Source organism: Fonticella tunisiensis (genome assembly GCF_004364155.1).
Lineage (GTDB): Bacteria > Bacillota > Clostridia > Clostridiales > Caloramatoraceae > Fonticella > Fonticella tunisiensis.
The window spans coordinates 176818-196262 of the sequence record NZ_SOAZ01000002.1 but is presented as its reverse complement, the minus strand read 5'-3'; the positions used below and the strand labels follow the sequence as shown (position 1 = coordinate 196262).

Here is a 19445-nt window from a genome sequence, read left to right as displayed (position 1 = left end):
CTTTAATGTCAATACTCCAAATAAAGGAGTTGATAGCATGCTTGTTGACTTTGGTATCGGATTAATTTTTATAGTCTTATCTTCATTATTGGCAAAAATAGCAATGTTATTTCAATAAAACAGGAATATTTTTTCACAGGCTCGCATATGCTTTAGCAAAAGCATTTGCTAAAGCATCTTAGGGGTACTACACCCCACTGAGAATATCTAAAATTTCATCACTTTTTATAGTTGCCTCGGTTTTCACAGCTGGGGCACTGTTGTTTTTGTGTTCCAAATAGAATTTCAAAGCATCTTTCACAAAGTTGGATTGGTCCCCTTGTGCCTTAACCAACTCATATAAGTGCATTTCCTTCTGTTTGAAACTAACTAAAATCTTTGCCACAAGCTTTCACCCACCTTCCTAAAACCGTTTGCATTCGCAAACTGAGCATCAGGAATAAGCCTACTACTTGGTATCCTCTTCTGGAATATTCCCTGCAGCAGGTAAGCTCCACCACCTGCCAGAGCAACATTTGTAGTCTTAATAGGATAATTAAGTGTGAGTTCCTTAAATATCGCCTCTGTATGTTCTTCTATTACAGGTTTAAGAAAACTTAAATCCTGCTTCTCTCCGTATATTTCCAGTCCACTCTTAAGGATCTTCTCGCCATCTTCTAATTTCAATCCTGTTTCATATTTGCTGTTGATAAGGTGTACAACCTTGCTGTATAGACTTAAGGTGCCTTCAAGGATTGTACTGTACTTTGTGAGCTTTCTCTTTCCGTTTACCATTTCAAAGAGGCATATATCCACTGTACGTCCTCCGATATCAACAAGGACTGCTTCACCTTCTATATTTGTACTAAATAAGGCCCCGGCTCCTTGTGGAAATATCTCTGCATCTCTTATCAGAATAAGCCTCTTTTGGTTACCTATCTGAACATCATTGAATCTACTACTTAGGAGCATATTCTTAAGTGCATCTTTTTGTTTTGAGTATTGCCCCACCGGGAGGCCTGTTACAATTGAAAACTCACTATCATCCGAACTCTTTGCCAAGGCATATAGGATACATACCTTAGTGAGTTCTTGATTAATCTTATTAAGTTCAACTGTTACCTCTCCTTCTCCAACTGTGTATTTTTTACCTCCTATCATAATGCTGCAGCCATCTCCGATAATACTCTCTTGTGTGGTTATCCTAGAGGGGAATATAATACCCTCACTGGTCTTTGTTGCATAGTACCCAGCATCAACCCCGATAATCATATATACTTTTACCCCCTTTTTAATATTTTTATATACTTAACCACCTCATTTTGTATGTCTTAGTATATACTTATTAATATTTATATGAATTTATTCCACTTTAATTTATTTTTTATACTCTTTTGGAATTTTGAACATAAAAAAATAGAGCCTATGGCTCTTCTTCATCGTAGACAAGCTCATCCAGTGTACAACCGAGCTTCTTGGATATTCTATATAAAACCTCTATGGAAGGTTGATTAGTATTATTTTCATATCTATTATATTGATTCCTAGGAACCTCTAAATAATCAGCAAAATCCTTTTGTTTCTTAAACCCCATCTTCAAACGTATTTCAAGTAACCTATTCTTAACAGCCAACCCCATCACCCCTCATTAGTAATATATGAATTATTCTATGTTTATATGGAAATTCCTGCTTGTAAGTTTTTTGAGAGGTATAATACATTGGCTAAGGTTCAAAAACGGGCTGTATGAGGCGATTAGGCGGTATCGGGTTTGGCCAAGAAGAGGGTAAAAGGAGTAAATTAAATACAAAAATAAAGCCCAGGAGTAGTGGCTGGGACTCTTGGAGCTTTATTTCTTTTATGTACGATACAAAAGAAGCCAGCTGGAGCTGGACACCTTTTTCTTCAATTGACTATTTATTTACAGACTCAGCTATAATATTTTGTCTTAAAAAACTATCCCTTTTAAATCCATTAGCTTTAAGTTTTAAAATAAAGTCTATTGCTTCATTCATTTTCACAACTTTGTATGCAGATTTAGATAATATTTTTAAAATTGCCTCAAAGTATTCGTTGTTCTCTAATTCAATATCGTATATAAAAATAGTCTTATATACATCTTTCATTTCTTCTGCTGTATAAGCCCAACTTTTAGCAGAAGATACCAATTTGTTTAAGTTTTTATTTTCAAAAGTAAATAACTTAAATGCATATCCATCAATAATATAATCAAAAGATATATTTTCTCTATAGGCACCTTCTATTTGCCTGCTTGTATACTCAACCTCATTGTCTTTTAATAAGTTCTTAATATACGCTAACTGTTGCTGATGAGTAGGTCTATCTTTTTTATCATAATCGAATCTTAAAAATATTTTTTTAGTTTCAGATACAAAATTCTCAAAATTATCAGTATTTACAGATACTATATCAGAAAACTTTAATTCATTTACAAAAAAGTGAGTATACTTCTTTAAATTAAACTTTTCTTTATAATTAAAAAGATTTTCATTACTTATTTCTTCTTTTATACCTTTTAGAATCAACTTTAGGTATTCTATATCAACTTCATCATCAAAATTCCTAACTCTAGCCCAGTTATTAGTGGTTTCTAAAATTCTAACATCATTATCAATATTATGAAACAGTATTCCAACATTGATTGATTTATTTGTTATAAATGATGGATAATAACTTAATACCGAAAACAATACTTTCACCTTTACCACCTCCTGGACCTATTTCTTATATAATTATATATTACATTACATATATTTTCTATATTTTTTACCCTGTAAAATAAGTAATTAAACAACATTGTTTTCTCTTCTTCGTCAATATTCCATACATCAGGTATATCTCTAACCAAATTTTGCAAAAAATCTTTACTGAGTATGGTTTTAAAGTTTTCTGCTAATTTAAGTATTCCATCTTTATCAATAGTAATTGCTTCAATCAATAAGTTATAAACTGCCTCATTATATTGCATAACTTCATCTGAATTATAGTCCTCACTATCAATCATTCTTTTAAGTTGATATTTATCCCATAGAGCTCCAATATTAAATACATGTGTGTGATCTATTATATACAATTTATTATTACCTTTTTTGCCAATATTAATAAGCACATTACCTTTATGTCGATCTTTATTATATATTAAATTATCAAATAGTATTATTTTAATAAAGTCATCTTTATTAGCAATATATTTACTTAGTAACAAAGGAGAACTTACAATATTTGTAACTTTATCAAGTCTCTTTGTGTAAAAACCTAAACCATATCTTTCCTCTTGAAAGCATAAGCTCTCATCTATCTTTGTTTGTTTATCTATCAAACAAATACCACCATCAGGTATTGGCAAACTTAAAGCCTTTGCCATTCTATGACTAACAAATTCATTTATTAAAACCCTATTTGATTCTTCGTTATTAAAAGTTTTAATAATAACGTGATTATTATCAATGATTCCATGCAATGGTTCAGTTACTCCAGTCCCAACTTTCCCCAAAATTACCTCGACTTTAGGTATCATAAGATTATTTTCCTCCATTCAATCTTGTATTACCAAGCACATTATTGTACAATGGAGGTAAAGTTGCTTGGAAATACATGTGCATAGAAAACTACTGCTGATTTAGCCGTCGCAGTAGTTTCTTTTTTATTTTAATCCCATTTACCATAATTTTCAACATTTTTTTATATTTCTCTCCAAAAAATAAAAAAGCCCTGGCACCAGCCTTTCGACAGTACCAGGGCAACAATTACTCACCTTTTTTTAAAAACTCTTCCCTTTCTTTTACAAGCTGCTTTAATTCTTCAATATCCTCAAGAGTAGCCTTATTTCTGATAAAACTTCTTGCACTTGTTCTTAACTTCAAATAGTTTGCATACTCTTTATTTTTAGCTTCCCATTTTTGGTTGGCTATCGTCTGCTTTGATTTTTCTGCCATAGTGTCACCACCTTATTTAGTAAATAATACAAATAAGCCTACAACTACAATTAAAAACCATATTATTTTAATTAAAGTTGATAATATAATTTTTATTTCTTTCATATTGATTGAAGTTGGTTTAAGTGATATATTTATCTTAGATAGGGGAGTTTCCTCCCCTCGGTTATCGTAGGCTATCCACTATCATTTTTATTACTGTAAGTAGGGTGCCTACTTTTAAAGCCAAGTCGGTAAGTGCGTCCATCACTTTGCCGACTTCTTTTATTTTGTCAACCAACTTCATTTCCTCACCTCCTTCCTTTAATTATATTATACTACATGTAGTAAAATATGTCAATGATTTTTATGTAATTTTTTCTTTTTTTTATCAAAATTTGCTCATAGGTTGCAAAAAATAAAAATAAACCCCGGGTTTCCCCAGGGCTAAAATTATTTTGTATTCTGCTGTATGTTATTGATACTTGCCAATATATCATGCACAAAATTTGCTCCTCTGGATATGAGAAGCCCAGTTAATATCATCCCTACATAAGGAACCTTCATAGGGACACCTATCATAGCCATAAGGTCAAGTCCTGTACCAAGAGCAAGAAGAAGGCCAATTATTAAGGCCCCTATTCTATCTATGCTTACCTTACCCTGCTGCCATGTCATTTTAAGTGTCTCCCATACGGCTTCACCTATAAGGGCTATAATTATTAATGATAATATATTCATAATATATCCTCCTTAACCTATTAGTTCTTTCCATGTTTTTGAGCCAACTATACCATCTGCCACGAGTCCATTGGCACTCTGAAACTTCTTAACTATTGCCTCTGTCTTTGGCCCGAAGATGCCATCTATTCCGACTCCAACTCTAAACTGGATGTATCGTACTACAGCCCCCTTTGAGCCTCTCTTTGTTACAGGCATTGCAAGTATCTGCTTGATAACTCCCATCGTTTGAGGCCCTGCTGAACCATCGACCTGAATACCAGCTATACCCTGGAACTTTTTAACCGCTGATGTTGTAGCTGGTCCATACAATCCATCCTCTACTAATACCTTGCCGTTTGTATCAGTGATATGAAGCATATTGAGTATATGCTGCAGTTCTCTAACTTTCTCATCCCCATTCTCAGGTTGTGGAGCTGGTTGAACCTTATCAACTTCTATACTACCAACTATAAGTTCTTGTCCTGGATGTATGAGACTTGGATTGCTAATACTGTTTAGCTTTACAATTTCCTCAACGGTAGTTTTGAATTTCTGTGCTATTCCCCAGAGAGTATCTCCAGATTGAACTATATAAACATTTGCTTGCTGTGAATATTGTACTCCAAAAAACTCACATATAACCTTCGCTTGCGCCTGTGCAATCTTCCTCAAGTTTTCATCCTGAAGAAGGAGCCTTTCTTCATCAGGGTTTGAATGAAAGGCAGATTCTATCAAGAGTACATGGGGAACTCCGCCATCCTGGGCCTTATCTATTACCGTATAATAATCCTCTCCAGGATACCTTGTACTTTCGCTTGTCTTTGCGCCTCTATCCTGGATACCAAGTACCTGAGCTACTGCTGCCGATAGTTTTGCAGCAAGCTCCCTGTCCCCAGGAATATCAACGGAGTAGTAAACCTCTGTTCCTCCAGCTCCTTTCGGACCGGCGTTGGTGTGCTGGGATATGAAAAGATCCACTTTGTTTCTGGCTGCTATCCTTCCTCTTTCAGTGAGTGTGAGTGTCTTGTCTCTGTCCCTCGTCAGAATCGCCTGAAATTGTCCTGTAGACTCAAGTTCCTCTTTTAGATATTTGCTTATGGCCAAAACGCCATCTGCTTCAACGTAACAGCTTGGGCCTCTGTTACTCCTGTCACTTCCACCATGGCCGGGGTCAATGCAAACTTTGAACATAATATTACCTCCCTGTTATTCTAATTTTGATTTCTTCAACTTCCTTCTTGATGTCCTCAAATTTATCTGTCAACTTATCAATGATGGCCCTTAACTCACTTTCACGCTTTGAGTTTTCTTTGAGCACATAAAAAAGCAGTACAACAAAGAGTACTGCCCATAAACCTTGTGACATTGCTAATTTGATTACTTCACTCTCCATGCTGCACCTCCGCGCATTAAATTATATCTACACCCATTTCTTTGGCTTTAGCTTCACATACTGCTTTGAACTCTGCCATTTTCTGCATACATACATCCTTGTTATTTTGGTAGCCCTGTTCATGCAATATATCAAATGACATAAAGCACGACCTTCCCTTTGTAATTGTACAATCCATTCTCAATACTACATACTCATTACCATTTATATCTGCCATGGAAAAACTATCTTCAAGTCTTACGATTTCATTAATCATTATCATTCACCTCGTTAAATTTATTTTGTATAAGTTATTGACATTTGCGCATTTGTTTCACAAATGACGTATGGGTCTGTTCCGTTATATATCATAAATCCTTTTGCTGTCCCATCTCGTAGCATAGTACCTAGAGTAGTAGATACATTGAACCATTTGCCTTCACCCCATGCCAAACTTCCAACTATACCCAAATCTGTTCCTAGGGCATATCCTTCAGTATAAGAACCGTAATTATGCGTATATATATGGATGTTTTGTGCCGCCGAACTTCCACCTGAATTTCGCCTTTGTAGATAGATTGATACAGAATTTATAGTTGCTCCTGCAAGGTCATTCCTAATAGTCTGCCAGTCAAAGTATGCGAACCCTCTGTGTGTACCGTATCCATAGTTTCCTTGATAGATATAATTGTTATCACTTCGCCAGCCATATCCAGAATCTCTCCAGGACTTTGTAGCAGTTGCAGTATAAGTTTTTGTATAAGTTTGTGTAGCAGGTGGGTTAATCTGGCTAGCATATTGAGTAAATGTTGCATTTTTGACAAGTGTTGAACCGTTTCCAACCCATACATCTGAATTTGAATATTGAGCAATGGAAACATTACCACCATTACTGTTTATACCACAATAACTACCATGGTTGACCAGAATAGAGTAACCGTTATTACTACCTATACAATCGTAATATAAAACTTGACTCTCATAATCCACAGAAACCGCTACATACGTATTACTTATATCACAAAGTTCTATATAACCTTTAGCACCACCAAAATATACTCCTGCACACCATGTAGGCAATCCTTGTCCATACATTGATATTCCTCTTATATACACATCTGAACACCTAAGAACATCAATGGGAGTATTATAACCACTATTTGATTGTGTTCTTACATAAAAGCCCCTACCAGAATTATAGGAAGTTCGTCCGCCATCAAGAGATATAAAGCATGTATTGTTATATAACTTCATTGCACCGTTAAGTGTCCCGTTTCTGTCTCCAATAATCTGGAGAGAGCCTCCACCCATATATCCATCTATAACAACAAGACCGTTTGGCTCACTGTTACATGTTCCAGATACATAGATATAAGCAGTTGTACCATATGGTATAAATTTATCTATTTTACTTAATGCTTTATATATTGATTTAAAAGGTTGCGAAGATGTGCCTGGGTTATTATCATTACCAGTGTCACCATTTACATAGTAAGTTACAGTTGATGGTAGAATGGTTATAATATTTGGGCTATAAATCTTTTTTGCATTGATTGACCCAATATTTAGCTTGCTATCATTATTAGTATCAAGTGAAAAGTCGCCAATAGTTTCATCATCGGAAAGTCGTATGATTTTAAACCCATCGGCAGATTGTCTTGTTTTAGTACCTACGTCACTATGACTTACCTCTATCCCGGTATTATCCCCTACAACAACGTCATTGCCTGAACTATCCTTGATTTTTAAAATACCATTGGCGTTTGATGCACCACCTAACGCTAATGTACCACCTTGTATTCTGTCCGCCGATAAAGTGCCAGTTGTTATATTTGATGCATTAAGATTGATTACATTCACCTTACTTGCATCCAAAGTTCCATTAATAACTAGAGAACCTTCAACCGTTCTTCTAACTACAAAGTCATCAAAATACCATGCACCTGTAGTGCAATCAGAACGAACAGATAACCAAGGTCTAATATAGCAAGCTCCAGTTGGAATTGTATATGTCGCAGTTTTCTTTGTCCATGTTGTTGTAATAGTAGTGGTACTACCTAAACCTTGATATGAAATTATTGACTTATTTTTATCATACACAAACAATCCCAAAACATATCCAGTTCCATTTGTTCCAGTATCACACTTATACCAACCTTCTAAATAATAAGTTTCCCCTTCTTTAACTTCTATTAAATTAGTATTGTTTAAAGCATCTCTTATTGTACCGCCACCAGTAATCTTCAAACATTTATTTCCGGTATGTGGAGATGTAGTATCTATACTTGCACCTGTGGGTAATGACCAACCGGCACTATCCAATTCAAATCCACCATTTTCAACTAAATTTGTAAAGTTTCCAACTAAAATTTTATCAGCAGTTATACTTCCTGCACCTATTCTATTTGCATCAAGCGTTCCCGTTGTTATTTTTGAAGCATCTACGTTTGCTATTTTTGCGTTATCTATTGAGGCATTAGCTATCTTAGTATTTGTTATAGCACCATCAGCAATTTTTGCAGTAGTAATAGCCGCATCAGCTATTACTCCACTAGCCGCTGTTATTGTATTTGTTGCTATTTCATTAGCTGTAATCGTTCTTGGGGCTATTTCTCTAGCGGTTATTGTATCTGCTACTAATTTATCACCAGTAATTACCCCAGCAGCTATAGCGCTCGCTCCGATAGCGTTAGCCGCAATCTTATCAGCTGTAATAGCACCTGCCGCTATGTGCATAGACTGTATAGCATTTGCGGCTATTTCGCTTGCAGTAACCGCACCCGCAGCTATTTTTTCAGAGGTGATAGCATTAGCAGCTATAGCATTAGTCATAATGCTTTCTGATACAATTAAACCACCATCAATAACAGTGGCTTTTGGTATCGTCATGTGAATACCATTTTTATTGAAAAACAGCAGCACATCATCATCTGTTAATGTAGGCAATGTATCCCCAACAACTAAGTTGTTTGGATAATCGTAATCCCACCAGGCATATTTGTAGTTAGTGTAACCATCTTGGATATTATAGGTAATTCCTTTGTAAGTTATATGCAAATCTGACCATGAAATAAAACCTTGTGCAGGGGTATTATCCTGCACAAGGTAGCCATCTATTAAATGATGATTAATATTAAGAAAAAGTGAAGGTATCACGAAACCACATCCTTTAGAATAGTAGATGTTGCGCTAAATTTAATTTATCTGTTGCAACTGCTCCTGCACCAATTTTAGAACTTACTACTGAACCATCTGCTAACTTTGTACTATCTACCGCATTGTTTGCTAATTGGGCTGTTCCTACAGCACCCGATGCTATTTTTGTACCATCTACAGCATTATTTGCTAAATGAGTAGTATTAACTGCTCCGGAAGCCAACGCAGTAGAGGTTACTGCTCCTGATGCTAATGCGCTTGAAGTTACTGCTCCAGAAGCAATAGCAGCTGAGGTGACTGCACCTGATGCTAACTTCGCAGATGTAACCGCGCTATTAGCAAGTTTTGTGCTATCAACTGCATTTGCTGCTAGCTGGGCTGTTCCTACAGCACCCGATGCTATTTTTGTGGCACCTATAGCACCATCTAATATTTTTGTTGCAGTTATTGCATTATCCTTAATTATATTTGAATCTACCGAACTATCTACTAAAGTTGCACCATGCCTCATTTTCCCTTGACCTATTGTTAAATAATGTATTCCACCTTCATTTACACATACTAAAACGTCGTCATCTGTTAGAGTAGGTTTAGTATCAGAACACTGGAATACGTTATTTGGGTTAGCATCATAATCCCACCATATATATTTCTTATTTGTATTACCGTTTTGAATAGTTACTTTTGTTCCTTTGTAAACGATATTACAGTCTGTCCATTGTACATAACCTGGAGTAGGTTTATTATCTTCAAACAAAAAACCGTCTAAAACATGAAACGCCACATTTAAATCGGTTGAGGTTACCCTTGTACCATTAGCGACGTCATATAGTACGCCAATTCTATAAGTTATGTCATCCAAAATCGCTTTAAATTTTTTATCTAAAGCCTCATCAATTACATCACTAATGAACTGCTTAAAATCAATACTTTGCTCTCTTTTCTTTCTCATATTACCCCTCCCTTAGAATAATAAATGTGTTTTCCAATTAACCTGTTCCTCGGTTATAGTTCCTACAGGAATTTTATCAGCTGTTATAGCTCCAGCTGCAATTTTATCTCCTGTCACTGCTCCCTGTGCTATTTTTTCCACAGTTATAGCTCCATCAGATATTTGATGTCCATTTATTGTGCCTACAGTTATATTTGCGGCCTTTAGATTGATAACCTCTATTTCAGAAGCATCAATAGTTCCTGCCGTGATTTTGCTTGCTGTAAGCCCAACAATTTTAGCATCCGTTATACTACCATCTGCAATCTGCGCTGTGCCTATTGCACCATCTTTGATTAGTGCTGTATCAATAGCACCTACGGCAATTTTTGCAGTAGTTATAGCTGCATCTTTTATATTAGCGGTATCAACCGCTGCATTGGTTATTTTGGCATTGTCAATTGCGCCGTTTGCGATTTTAGCGTTTGTGATAGCACCGTCTTTTATATTTGCGGTTTCTATTGCTGCTGTTGCTATTTTTGCATTCGTTATTGCTGCATCTTTTATATTCGCAGTATCAATAGTGGCACTGGCTATTTTTGCTCCTGTTATTTGAGCATCACCTATTTTAGCGGTAGTAATTGCCCCATCTTGTATCTTTGCGCTTGTTATTGATGCATCTTCAATCATAGCAGTACTAACTGTTAGATTATCTATTCTAGCATTTACTGCGTTTAAATCTTCAATAGTAGCTTTTTTTGCTAAAAGTACTTTAATATTAGCCTGCTCTGTAACTATGTTTTCAACTTTTTTAGTTATAGAGCCCTTATAGTTGTATTCACTTTTACTATCACTCTTTGCAACGGAGGATATTTCACTCTTTAGCCCTCCTGAATATGTTAGTTTTAATCGCATTACTGGAATTGTATATACTGTATTGTCTATATCAGTTATGGTTATTTTATCGCCTACGTCAAGAGCAGGGTTGCCCTGCCAGTTTAATTTCAATGGTCTATAGCTGTAATTATTGTAGGTAGTTAGGATAGTATCTAATTGAGCCTGAGTAATGAAATTGTTACTAAAAGTAACTTCTTCGCTGGCTAAACCACTTCCAGAGCTTATTGTGGAGTTGCCCTCCCGTATGGCAGTTATCTTTTTAATTGTAAAATCCTTATCTGCCTTTTCTATACTTCCAAAGAAGTTTTCTGATGTAATGTTTATATCTGTTGATGTTAACCCAAATATTTCAAGCGCTCCAGTTCGATTTATCCTTGCAAATCCTCCACATATACCAGCTATTATTCCTATAGCTTCACGTAGGGTTTTACCTTCAATTTTATCTATAGTATAGTTTGGGAGAGTAGAATTAAAGCTTACTCCAGCTTTTTGACATATCTCCGTTGCAACTGCTTGTATAGTTGCGGGATAAACCAAATCGCTGAAATAAGCTTTTTCAAATTTAATCATGTTGTCATAGGCTACTATCTGTTTAGTCCCTTTTACAGTCTTAACATCATCTACGATAAACACACCTAGAGGGACTTCCTCTACTGTGCCCCCGATATCTAAGCCTATATATGGCTCAACTACATTAAGTGCCAATATATTATTACTAGTCATTATCGTAGCTTCAAACTTATTGCAAATAGTAGTCCCTAGGGTAAATTCTTCCCCAGGGACTAAGTTACTCTCTAAAGACATATCTACTATATCTGTATCTGTATAGGTATTGTACCCTACAACTAATCTTGATGATAGGGTACGTGATGGCATTTTTATATAGTTTTTAAAGTCTAAACTCGTGTTGTACATTGTATGCCTCCTCCCTATTTCTCAATAAAATTCATACTTAAGCCTTCCCAAAGTATATTCCCATTATTATTTCTATACATTGGGGAAGTCCTATCCCCTACGTAAAAGGTTTTAGTTACCATGGTACCCTCCATTGGGTCAGGGTATTCTACTTGAAAATATATATCCTTGACAGCCTGTAGTATTGCAGATATTTCAGCCATAGTAAGAGGAGGCCATTCACATTCAAGTTTTCTTTTTACTGCAATCCTATCTCTTATAAGCTCTCCCTTTGCATTTCTGTTACTTTCTCCGTCTAAATCACTGATTGTTACCTTAAAAGTTTTAGGAGTGGCAATTACCACCCCGTTCACTTTCAGCATATTACCACTCCCTTATATTGGTATAGGTATTTCTCCATGCTGCCTTGCATATTCCCTTAGAGAATCAATTACGATTCTTGCTATAGTAGAATTACCAACATTTAAATTTAGAACCAACGTTTTATCTCCGCTATTACTACCAAGCGCATCTTTTATAGCTCTATACGTTTGTTCATATATTTTAGATTCAGGAGCAACGATTTCACCCTCTGTCCTATTATCGCCTATTACTGCTAACATAGGATTGTTAGCTCCTACATAACCACCTTGTGCAAGGTAAGGAATCTTAGGAACCGAAAATGTCCTTCCGCCTATTCCTGGAACCCACCAAGGAATATCAATACGAATTTTGCCAAGGGAATTATTAATAGCACTAATCACATTATTTAACGGAGCTTTTATTATTGAATATAAGCTGTTGAATACACCACTAAAAGTATTTTTAATTCCACTAATATTAGATTTTATTCTGTCTACTACCCAGAATATAATGTCGCCTATAGAATTAAATACGCCACTTGCTATACTTTTCAGGATGTTGAATACACCACTAAATATCTCTTTTATACCATTCCAAGCTCGGGACCAATTCCCTGTAAATACTCCAGCCACGAAGTCTATTAGTCCATTAAATATTTGCCTAACACCACTTATTACACCTGAAAATGTGCCTAAAATATTTGATACTATATCAATTATCAATAATACAACTCTTTTTATTTCGTTAAATAACCATTTAAAAGTATCAACAATATTAGGTCCAAATGTTTTTACTATCCAATCAACCACAGGCTTCATGCCATTATTCCATAAATCTGTCATTAACAATACAATCTGATTAACAAACTCTTTCCACTTGTCCCATAGTGGTTTTATACCTTCGTTGTATATATCAAGTAGCATATCAACAAATGCGTCAAAGATAGGCTTTAAAACAATATTCCATATGTTGTTTAGAGTATCTTTAATCCCGTTCCAAGCCTTTATAATGTTATCTCTAAATTCCTCATTTTCTTGCCATAGTTCGATTACAGCCTTAGTGAATAACGCTACAAATACTGACGCAACTAAAATAGGACCATTGATTGATGTTAATGCCTTTTTAGCTACCTCCATAGCCTTAGGAACTATCTTCATGATATCGTCCCAATGTGTACCTATCAGATAAGTACCTATACCTGCTCCAATTCCAGAAAGTGAAGATACTATTTGATTTTTATTTTTCTTAAGTGTGTTGCTAATATCCTTGAAAGCCTTTTTAATAGAATCAGCCATATTTTTTACTTTTTCAGATACCTCTGTAGTTGCACTTGCAAAGCCCCCTGTATCAAAGCCAGGAACTGCACTCGCTACACCTCCTACTGGGCCAGCAGTACCTTCATCTCCCGCACTGGATGAACCTTTACTAAGGCTATTTATTTCATCAAATCCAGCCAGTGCCCCCTTTGCCTGTTTACCAGCCTTCTCGGTAGCATTTCCAAGCTTGGTCATTGCTTTAGCTTGATTATTTGTGTTTTGTATCTGCTTTTGTGTCACTCCACCCTGGTTATTTGTCTTACCAAACAAGGCCTGAGAAAATTGAGCTATGATGTCCGTAACATAATAAAGTTTCTGAGCTAGAGCTGTAAGAGCAGGAAGGATTATCTGAAGTATCGGAGTAAATGCCTGCCCAAGTTTTAGTCTTACATTATCTAGTATTGCAACAAGTTGCTGAAGCTGTGAACTTGTATTTTGAGCAACAGTATCCCCATATTTCTTTGTAGTCTGCTCAAGAATTGCCATAAGCCTTATTTGTTGCTGTGTTTGGAAATCTAATTGCTGCCATGACTTGCCGTTAGCAAACTTTCTGAAGGCCTCTGTGCTTTCTATCATGGCCACATTTACATTTACGCCAAGGTCCTCAATTGCCTCTGTATTTCCAAGCAATCCGGAACGGATACGCTCCATAACGTCTTCCATAGATCTACCTGTGCTTGATGCAATTATGGAAGATGCTTTGAGTAAGTCAGTCGTATAGGTCATAGCTTCCTGAGAATTCTTTGCAAAACCACTTACTAAGTTTCCAAACACTGCTCCATATCTTATAGCCTGCCCCTGTGACATATTAAATGCTAATGCCTGCGTTTCAGCCCATTTTAAGAACTGGTTGCTGCTTTCCCCCATGATCCTTTTTATCTGCTGAATCGCTGCTTCAACTTTTAAGGACTCTCTTACACCGCTTGTAATGGCTTGTCCAATCTTCTGACCTATTTTTAAGGCTATAACTCCAGCTAAAAGTTTTTTAAAAGCCCCTTTAATCCCTGATGTTATTTGGTTGGTACTTTTCTCAAGCCCGCTCATCTGATCCTTTATTTTGCTAAGCTGTTGTTTTAAGGGTTCTGTCTCAGCAGATATAACTACTTTCAACTCTTCCAGTGTCACTTCTTCTCACCCCACTTTCTATTGTTATTGTGCCATTCTGCATATTCAATCATCCTTTGCTTCCAGATGATAAGCTCTTTCTCTGCCTGTTGTTCCTGAGCCTTTTTTATTTCCTCATCAAACATTCCAGGATACAATTCATTTATAGAAGGATACTGTACATCCTTGCCAAGTAAGCTTCCTATTCCTAGCTTTATCAAAGAGGCTAGGGTATAAATGTTTGATGCTACTTCCTTTTGCCTTTGTTTCTCCTTTTTGACATAGGCACTTATAGTATCCAGTACCTCTCCATAGGTCATTATCCAAAAATCTAATGCAGATATACCACACTCTAATGCTATTGGGTAAACATCTTCTATAGCTTCTGTTAAACTGTTATATTGCTTTCTTTGACTCTCATTTACCTCTAGTTCTCCTGATCCTTCTGTTCCTCCTGTGGAGGTCTTTTGAAAAAACCGCTTACCTCAAGCACATTGATAAGTTCCGGAACCAGGTCAATATAGGTCTTCCCCTCATCAACGTACTCATCATACAATTCATAAACCTTTTCAAGAGTATATCCATGCTCCAACGCCTGTAGTGAAGCATGAAGTATATTTAAAACCATATCAAGACTTGGAATCTGATCATCCATAAGAATCTTAAGTATGTTCTTTCCACCAAGCTTTTTCTCAACAGCTATAGTATTTTGTGTGTTTAACCTGCATTTCAATTCTCTACCTGCCATGTTTATAACATGATATTTCATACTTTAATTCCTCCTTAATTAAAAATAAAAAAGAGAGGAATATCCCTCTCTATTATGCTGGATCTGTTACAGTTATTTCGCTCTGTAAAGCCATTGTTAATTTAAAAGTTATTGGTGCATTTACACCTCCACCGCTTAATTTAACATTGACCATGGCTTTCCAGTTAAACTTAGTACCATCTGGCAATGTCATTTCAAAGTCAGCTACTGTTTTATTATCAGCTAGTTCCCTTAATATCCTATAAGGACTGTTAGCTGATGAATTTTCATATTTAAATGTAAATTCTAGATCTCCGTAATCACCTATACCAAACTCATATTGCTTTACAGTATCATCAAGTGTAGTTACATCAACCTTTTCAGGTTCCATACCGAATTCAGGGACTTCCTGAAGTCCAGTTAAATTTGTATAAGTAGTTTCAGCCCCAACTTTATATCCAAGCTTTATTCCATTTGCTAACATCTTTTTCCCTCCTTATTCTTGATATACGTATTTCATTTCACTGTCAACAATGCCATGATATTTCATGATGGAGTGATTTAGTTCTCCATCCTCGATATCTTGATAAAAGTTCCTTTCAAAACCCATTCCAGAGAAAATTTCATCAACCTTACTACAGATTGCCGAACCTTCACTTGCTCTTTCAGCCCACACATCAATCTGAAATCGAATGTTTGAAAGCACTTCTTTCCCGTCTACCCTGGTGTGAGTGCTATTATCTTCTATCTTATAGGTTATTGTAGGCATCTTTGCAAAGTCTTTGGGGAAATCTTTACATATCTGAGCAATGCCGGATATTGTTTCTAATGCACTTAAAATCAGAGGTTTTATGTTAATCACTTCTCACAAACCTCCTTTATAGCCTTTTTCACTTCGCTTATGATATCCTTCTTGATATTGCTTTGATTTTGCACCAGTGCTGGAAAAAGAAAAGGCTGCGGATCTTGCCCTGTCCAATCCTGCCTGTATGATATTCCCTCAGGTCTATCTATTTGTGCATTTTCTCCGCGCTGACCTGTACCAAACTCAACATACGGAGCATACTTAACATTAGTGGATACAATCCCCTCTATTTTCCCTGAATCATTTGTTGTTTTATGTTGTATGCTATTTCTAAGCCTTCCAGTATCAACAGGAGCTAATAGCTTCGCATCTCTTTTAACTCTCCTTACAGCCTTATCTATGCCTTTCTCAAGAGCCTTTTCTGTATTTCCTCCAAGACTTTCAAGTTTTAAAAGAAGCCCGTCAAGTCCTTCTATACTTGTCCTGGCCATAATTAAACACCTCGTTTCTTAAGCTCCAATACAGGAATAGTCCAGGGCTTAATACTTACAACCTCATAGTCAGGCTTTTCAGTAGGGGCAACGTAAACACACACGCCATCTTTCTCTTTAATGGTTCCTATACTCTCCACCCTCATTGAAAGCATATATTTAAGAGTTTCTCCATATTCAGCAGCAGCCACCTGACCGCTCAAAGGTTGTATAGAGGCATCCACCCTATAAGCTTGACCATAATCGTTAGCGATATCTCCTTCAATATCCTTAACCGACACCCTAGGCCTTACATACACTGTTCTTAAATCCCTTTTTCTAAGCCTCATACTGTCACCTCGGAAGCTTTCTAAAGGACCTTATCTTCTTCATCATACTTTCAGGTATATCACTAAAACTCCTGCTTATACCGCCTTCTGAGTGGGATGTCTGCCCTTCTATGCCCTGTTTATTGTAAGCCATTACAGCTAAATCCTCTTGTGTAGATAGCAGCTTAGCTGGAACCTCATCAGTATTTGTAATAGAGGTTATGAAATCCGCTGCATCCTCCAGATAAATATTCAACAGGTTGTCTTGGGAATTATCATCAATCGCAATACCAAGCTTGCACTTTAACCTTTCAATTTGTGTCAAATTAATCACCCCTTAAATAGAAAAGGGTGACTATTTGCCACCCTTTTTGTTATTTTTAGTTTCTTCTGCTTCCTCCTGCAAAGCTACTTCTTTGAAACCCTCCGCGATTAACCTTTTCTTTTCTTCTTCAGTAGCCACTATTCTAACTACATTAAGTCTTTGCAACGTAAACAATCAGAATCCCCTCCTATGCAAGAGCTTCTTTGATGTTAACCTTGATGTTGTCAAACTGGTTATCAAGTATCCAAAGGTCATGGTACTTTCTGTAGTCGATTTTCCAAGCGTCAGCCTTTTGGTTGGTATCAGGTTCAAATATTCTAATCTTATCGGTCTTTGATACTGCTATAGGCGCTGTTCTTGGACAGATGATCCAGTTGATATTCTTTGCACCGGCTGCAGGAACGAATCCTCCAGCTGTTTGTCCGGTAGTTTTACCATCATTGAACACATAAGCTGTCTTCATTCTTGCTGATGGAACCTTTAGGATAGGTACTTCATCAATAGCTTTTACCTTGGTGTTGATTGTTCCCTTGGTAAACTCAACAACTCCAAGCTGCTTAGTTAGTTCGGTAGATGTATCTAGGATTTGAGCTATAGCTCCACTCAGTATGATTACCAGAGGTATTTCCCCAGCCACATCATATATTTCTGCAATGTCATACTTAAGCTTCTTGATGATATCAGACTCAGAAGCAGTATATCCTCCAACTGCCCTTCCCTTAGCTATTGCCTGAGATGCTATAGAAGAATATCTGTATGCATCTATTTCAGGTATAACTTTTGTTCTCTGGAATTCACCCATTACAGCTGCAGCGGTTGCTACGAAATTTGTCTCATCAACATCCATCCTATCAAGCTGGAATGTCCTACCTCTGTCCTGAGTAAGAGTCCTGGTTTCATATTCAAGTGTTACAGAACCTTCAACGAAACCATTGGTCCTGTCATAATTACCAAGTCCATCCATAACCATCTTAGGAATCTTGACTTCGTTTCCTCCGTTATACTTAACCAAACCTGCATTAGTTTCCATCCATCCTGAGGTTGCCTCTGCAACAACCTGCTTGTCTAGTTCCTGTTGAAATATCTTTGCATACTCTAATACGTTAGGCATAATTTAACATCTCCTTTTCCTTTAATTAAAATTTGCCGTTTATAGCGTTTGCTATTTGAGTTCTTATAAGCTCCTCTCCCTGTGGTGAACCACCTGAATTGATTGGTGTTTTACCACTGATAGGTTGTTCAAATAGGTCCTTGTAACTCTCCTTGATAGCGTTAAATTGCTCTTCAAGCCCCTCTATGCTGCCATCATCCTTGATCTTAAGCTTTTCCCTGTCAAACTTACTCATGAGAAGGTCAGTGTATTTTGCCTTCCCCTCTGTAAGCTTCTGCTTTATGGCATTGTCCAGGGTAATGTTTCTAATCTTAGCCTCATAATCTGCAGCAGCCTTTTTATTAGCTTCCTGAAGGGCCTGAATCTGTTTTGTCAGTTCCTCGTTGTCCTTTACCTTCTCCCCAAGTTCCTTGAGCTGTTTGTCTCGTTCTGCTAACTGCCCCTTGAGCTCCTTAAGGGAGTTATTAACCTCGTCAAATCTCTCCTTGGGAATATAGTTTTGATTCTTGGTGTCCTCTTTTATTGCTGCAATAAGTTCAGCAGAGGCACCATGCTTTTCAAGCAATTTAATTAACCACTCCATATTTCAAAACCTCCTATCTTCACTTTTTACCGTGGTTGTGTCCACGAGATAGTTTGTAGCCTTTGTTCTTTTACGCCTGCAATTAACTACTGTAAAAAGGCGAAAATAAAAAAGCCTTATTGCTAAGACTTACTTTCATTCATTTGGTTCTATAAAGTTATTTTCATTTAGCTTATGGTCACCGCACCAATCATTTACAAATACTACAGGGTATCCATTCATTGTAGGAGCATGTCTTCTACACCTCCCCAAATGTGTAACCCCGTCCAGACTCTCTTTCGGGCAGAACCATATACAAGTTTTACATCTCATGCTCTCACTTCTATGCTTCCAATTATCACTCATTATTCTTACCTCACTTTCAGGCATAATAAAAGCACCTACTATTTTCACTTAGTAAGTGC

At 36.6% G+C, this 19445-nt stretch carries 26 protein-coding genes; all 26 read right to left on the bottom strand.

The features are described from left to right. Positions 1–187 precede the first annotated feature (187 nt). The 26 genes from EDD71_RS02165 to EDD71_RS02045 all read right to left on the bottom strand — a co-directional run bounded on the left by EDD71_RS02165 (position 188) and on the right by EDD71_RS02045 (position 19386). Entirely contained in the window at positions 188–385 is a 198-nt protein-coding gene (locus tag EDD71_RS02165) for a hypothetical protein (RefSeq protein WP_133627090.1), read from the bottom strand. Further along, positions 370–1251 carry a ParM/StbA family protein gene (locus EDD71_RS02160; protein ID WP_133627089.1) on the bottom strand — a complete coding sequence of 294 codons (882 nt, stop codon included), beginning with the start codon at positions 1249–1251 and terminating at the stop codon, positions 370–372. The genes EDD71_RS02165 and EDD71_RS02160 overlap by 16 nt, the downstream gene beginning before the upstream one ends. Before the next feature lie 151 nt (positions 1252–1402). Then, on the bottom strand, positions 1403–1612 hold the full coding sequence (locus tag EDD71_RS02155) for a helix-turn-helix domain-containing protein (RefSeq protein WP_133627088.1): 210 nt from the start codon (positions 1610–1612) through the stop codon (positions 1403–1405). Between the two features lie 280 nt (positions 1613–1892). Further along, entirely contained in the window at positions 1893–2699 is an 807-nt protein-coding gene (locus EDD71_RS02150; RefSeq protein WP_133627087.1) for a DUF3037 domain-containing protein, read from the bottom strand. 2 nt (positions 2700–2701) lie between these two features. Continuing rightward, entirely contained in the window at positions 2702–3517 is an 816-nt protein-coding gene (locus tag EDD71_RS02145) for a HipA family kinase (RefSeq protein WP_207669258.1), read from the bottom strand. A 229-nt stretch (positions 3518–3746) separates the two neighbouring features. Next, entirely contained in the window at positions 3747–3935 is a 189-nt protein-coding gene (locus EDD71_RS02140; protein ID WP_133627085.1) for a hypothetical protein, read from the bottom strand. A 432-nt stretch (positions 3936–4367) separates the two neighbouring features. After that, positions 4368–4655: a hypothetical protein gene (locus tag EDD71_RS02135; protein WP_133627084.1), complete on the bottom strand. Its 288-nt coding sequence runs from the start codon at positions 4653–4655 to the stop codon at positions 4368–4370. Positions 4656–4667: 12 nt separating this feature from the next. Then, positions 4668–5828, bottom strand: a complete 1161-nt coding sequence (locus EDD71_RS02130) for an N-acetylmuramoyl-L-alanine amidase (protein ID WP_133627083.1) — start codon at positions 5826–5828, stop codon at positions 4668–4670. A 4-nt stretch (positions 5829–5832) separates the two neighbouring features. Further along, positions 5833–6030: a BhlA/UviB family holin-like peptide gene (locus EDD71_RS02125; protein WP_133627082.1), complete on the bottom strand. Its 198-nt coding sequence runs from the start codon at positions 6028–6030 to the stop codon at positions 5833–5835. Positions 6031–6046: 16 nt separating this feature from the next. Continuing rightward, positions 6047–6286, bottom strand: a complete 240-nt coding sequence (locus EDD71_RS02120) for a hypothetical protein (RefSeq protein ID WP_133627081.1) — start codon at positions 6284–6286, stop codon at positions 6047–6049. Between the two features lie 20 nt (positions 6287–6306). Further along, the gene (locus EDD71_RS02115; protein ID WP_133627080.1) at positions 6307–9165 is read right to left on the bottom strand and encodes a carbohydrate binding domain-containing protein; all 2859 of its coding nucleotides are present in this window, start codon (positions 9163–9165) and stop codon (positions 6307–6309) included. Positions 9166–9178: 13 nt separating this feature from the next. Beyond that, positions 9179–10117: a TrbL/VirB6 family protein gene (locus tag EDD71_RS02110; RefSeq protein WP_133627079.1), complete on the bottom strand. Its 939-nt coding sequence runs from the start codon at positions 10115–10117 to the stop codon at positions 9179–9181. A gap of 12 nt (positions 10118–10129) precedes the next feature. Further along, positions 10130–11908 (bottom strand): hypothetical protein, encoded by a 1779-nt coding sequence (locus EDD71_RS02105; protein WP_133627078.1) that lies wholly within the window; start codon positions 11906–11908, stop codon positions 10130–10132. A gap of 14 nt (positions 11909–11922) precedes the next feature. Then, positions 11923–12270: a DUF6711 family protein gene (locus EDD71_RS02100; protein ID WP_133627077.1), complete on the bottom strand. Its 348-nt coding sequence runs from the start codon at positions 12268–12270 to the stop codon at positions 11923–11925. A gap of 12 nt (positions 12271–12282) precedes the next feature. After that, positions 12283–14691 carry a phage tail protein gene (locus EDD71_RS02095; RefSeq protein ID WP_133627076.1) on the bottom strand — a complete coding sequence of 803 codons (2409 nt, stop codon included), beginning with the start codon at positions 14689–14691 and terminating at the stop codon, positions 12283–12285. Further along, a complete protein-coding gene (locus EDD71_RS02090; protein WP_133627075.1) occupies positions 14688–14990 on the bottom strand; it encodes a hypothetical protein in 303 nt (100 codons plus the stop codon). Before EDD71_RS02090 ends, EDD71_RS02095 begins: the two co-directional genes overlap by 4 nt. A 107-nt stretch (positions 14991–15097) precedes the next feature. After that, positions 15098–15439 carry a DUF6096 family protein gene (locus EDD71_RS02085; RefSeq protein ID WP_133627074.1) on the bottom strand — a complete coding sequence of 114 codons (342 nt, stop codon included), beginning with the start codon at positions 15437–15439 and terminating at the stop codon, positions 15098–15100. A 52-nt stretch (positions 15440–15491) separates the two neighbouring features. Beyond that, positions 15492–15902, bottom strand: coding sequence for a phage tail tube protein (locus tag EDD71_RS02080; RefSeq protein ID WP_133627073.1), 411 nt, complete (start codon positions 15900–15902; stop codon positions 15492–15494). Between the two features lie 12 nt (positions 15903–15914). Further along, positions 15915–16280 (bottom strand): tail completion protein gp17, encoded by a 366-nt coding sequence (gene gp17, locus EDD71_RS02075; RefSeq protein WP_133627072.1) that lies wholly within the window; start codon positions 16278–16280, stop codon positions 15915–15917. Beyond that, a complete protein-coding gene (locus EDD71_RS02070) occupies positions 16277–16714 on the bottom strand; it encodes an HK97-gp10 family putative phage morphogenesis protein (RefSeq protein ID WP_133627071.1) in 438 nt (145 codons plus the stop codon). The genes gp17 and EDD71_RS02070 overlap by 4 nt, the downstream gene beginning before the upstream one ends. Positions 16715–16716: 2 nt before the next feature. After that, positions 16717–17043, bottom strand: coding sequence for a hypothetical protein (locus EDD71_RS02065; RefSeq protein ID WP_133627070.1), 327 nt, complete (start codon positions 17041–17043; stop codon positions 16717–16719). A gap of 4 nt (positions 17044–17047) precedes the next feature. After that, positions 17048–17347 carry a phage head-tail connector protein gene (locus EDD71_RS02060; RefSeq protein ID WP_133627069.1) on the bottom strand — a complete coding sequence of 100 codons (300 nt, stop codon included), beginning with the start codon at positions 17345–17347 and terminating at the stop codon, positions 17048–17050. A gap of 30 nt (positions 17348–17377) precedes the next feature. Then, complete coding sequence (locus EDD71_RS15165; protein ID WP_166636295.1) at positions 17378–17521, bottom strand: hypothetical protein; 144 nt, start codon at positions 17519–17521, stop codon at positions 17378–17380. Positions 17522–17534: 13 nt separating this feature from the next. Beyond that, complete coding sequence (locus EDD71_RS02055; RefSeq protein ID WP_133627068.1) at positions 17535–18458, bottom strand: hypothetical protein; 924 nt, start codon at positions 18456–18458, stop codon at positions 17535–17537. Between the two features lie 25 nt (positions 18459–18483). Next, positions 18484–19041: a phage scaffolding protein gene (locus EDD71_RS02050; protein ID WP_133627067.1), complete on the bottom strand. Its 558-nt coding sequence runs from the start codon at positions 19039–19041 to the stop codon at positions 18484–18486. Positions 19042–19176: 135 nt separating this feature from the next. After that, positions 19177–19386: a hypothetical protein gene (locus tag EDD71_RS02045; protein ID WP_133627066.1), complete on the bottom strand. Its 210-nt coding sequence runs from the start codon at positions 19384–19386 to the stop codon at positions 19177–19179. Positions 19387–19445: the final 59 nt, after the last annotated feature.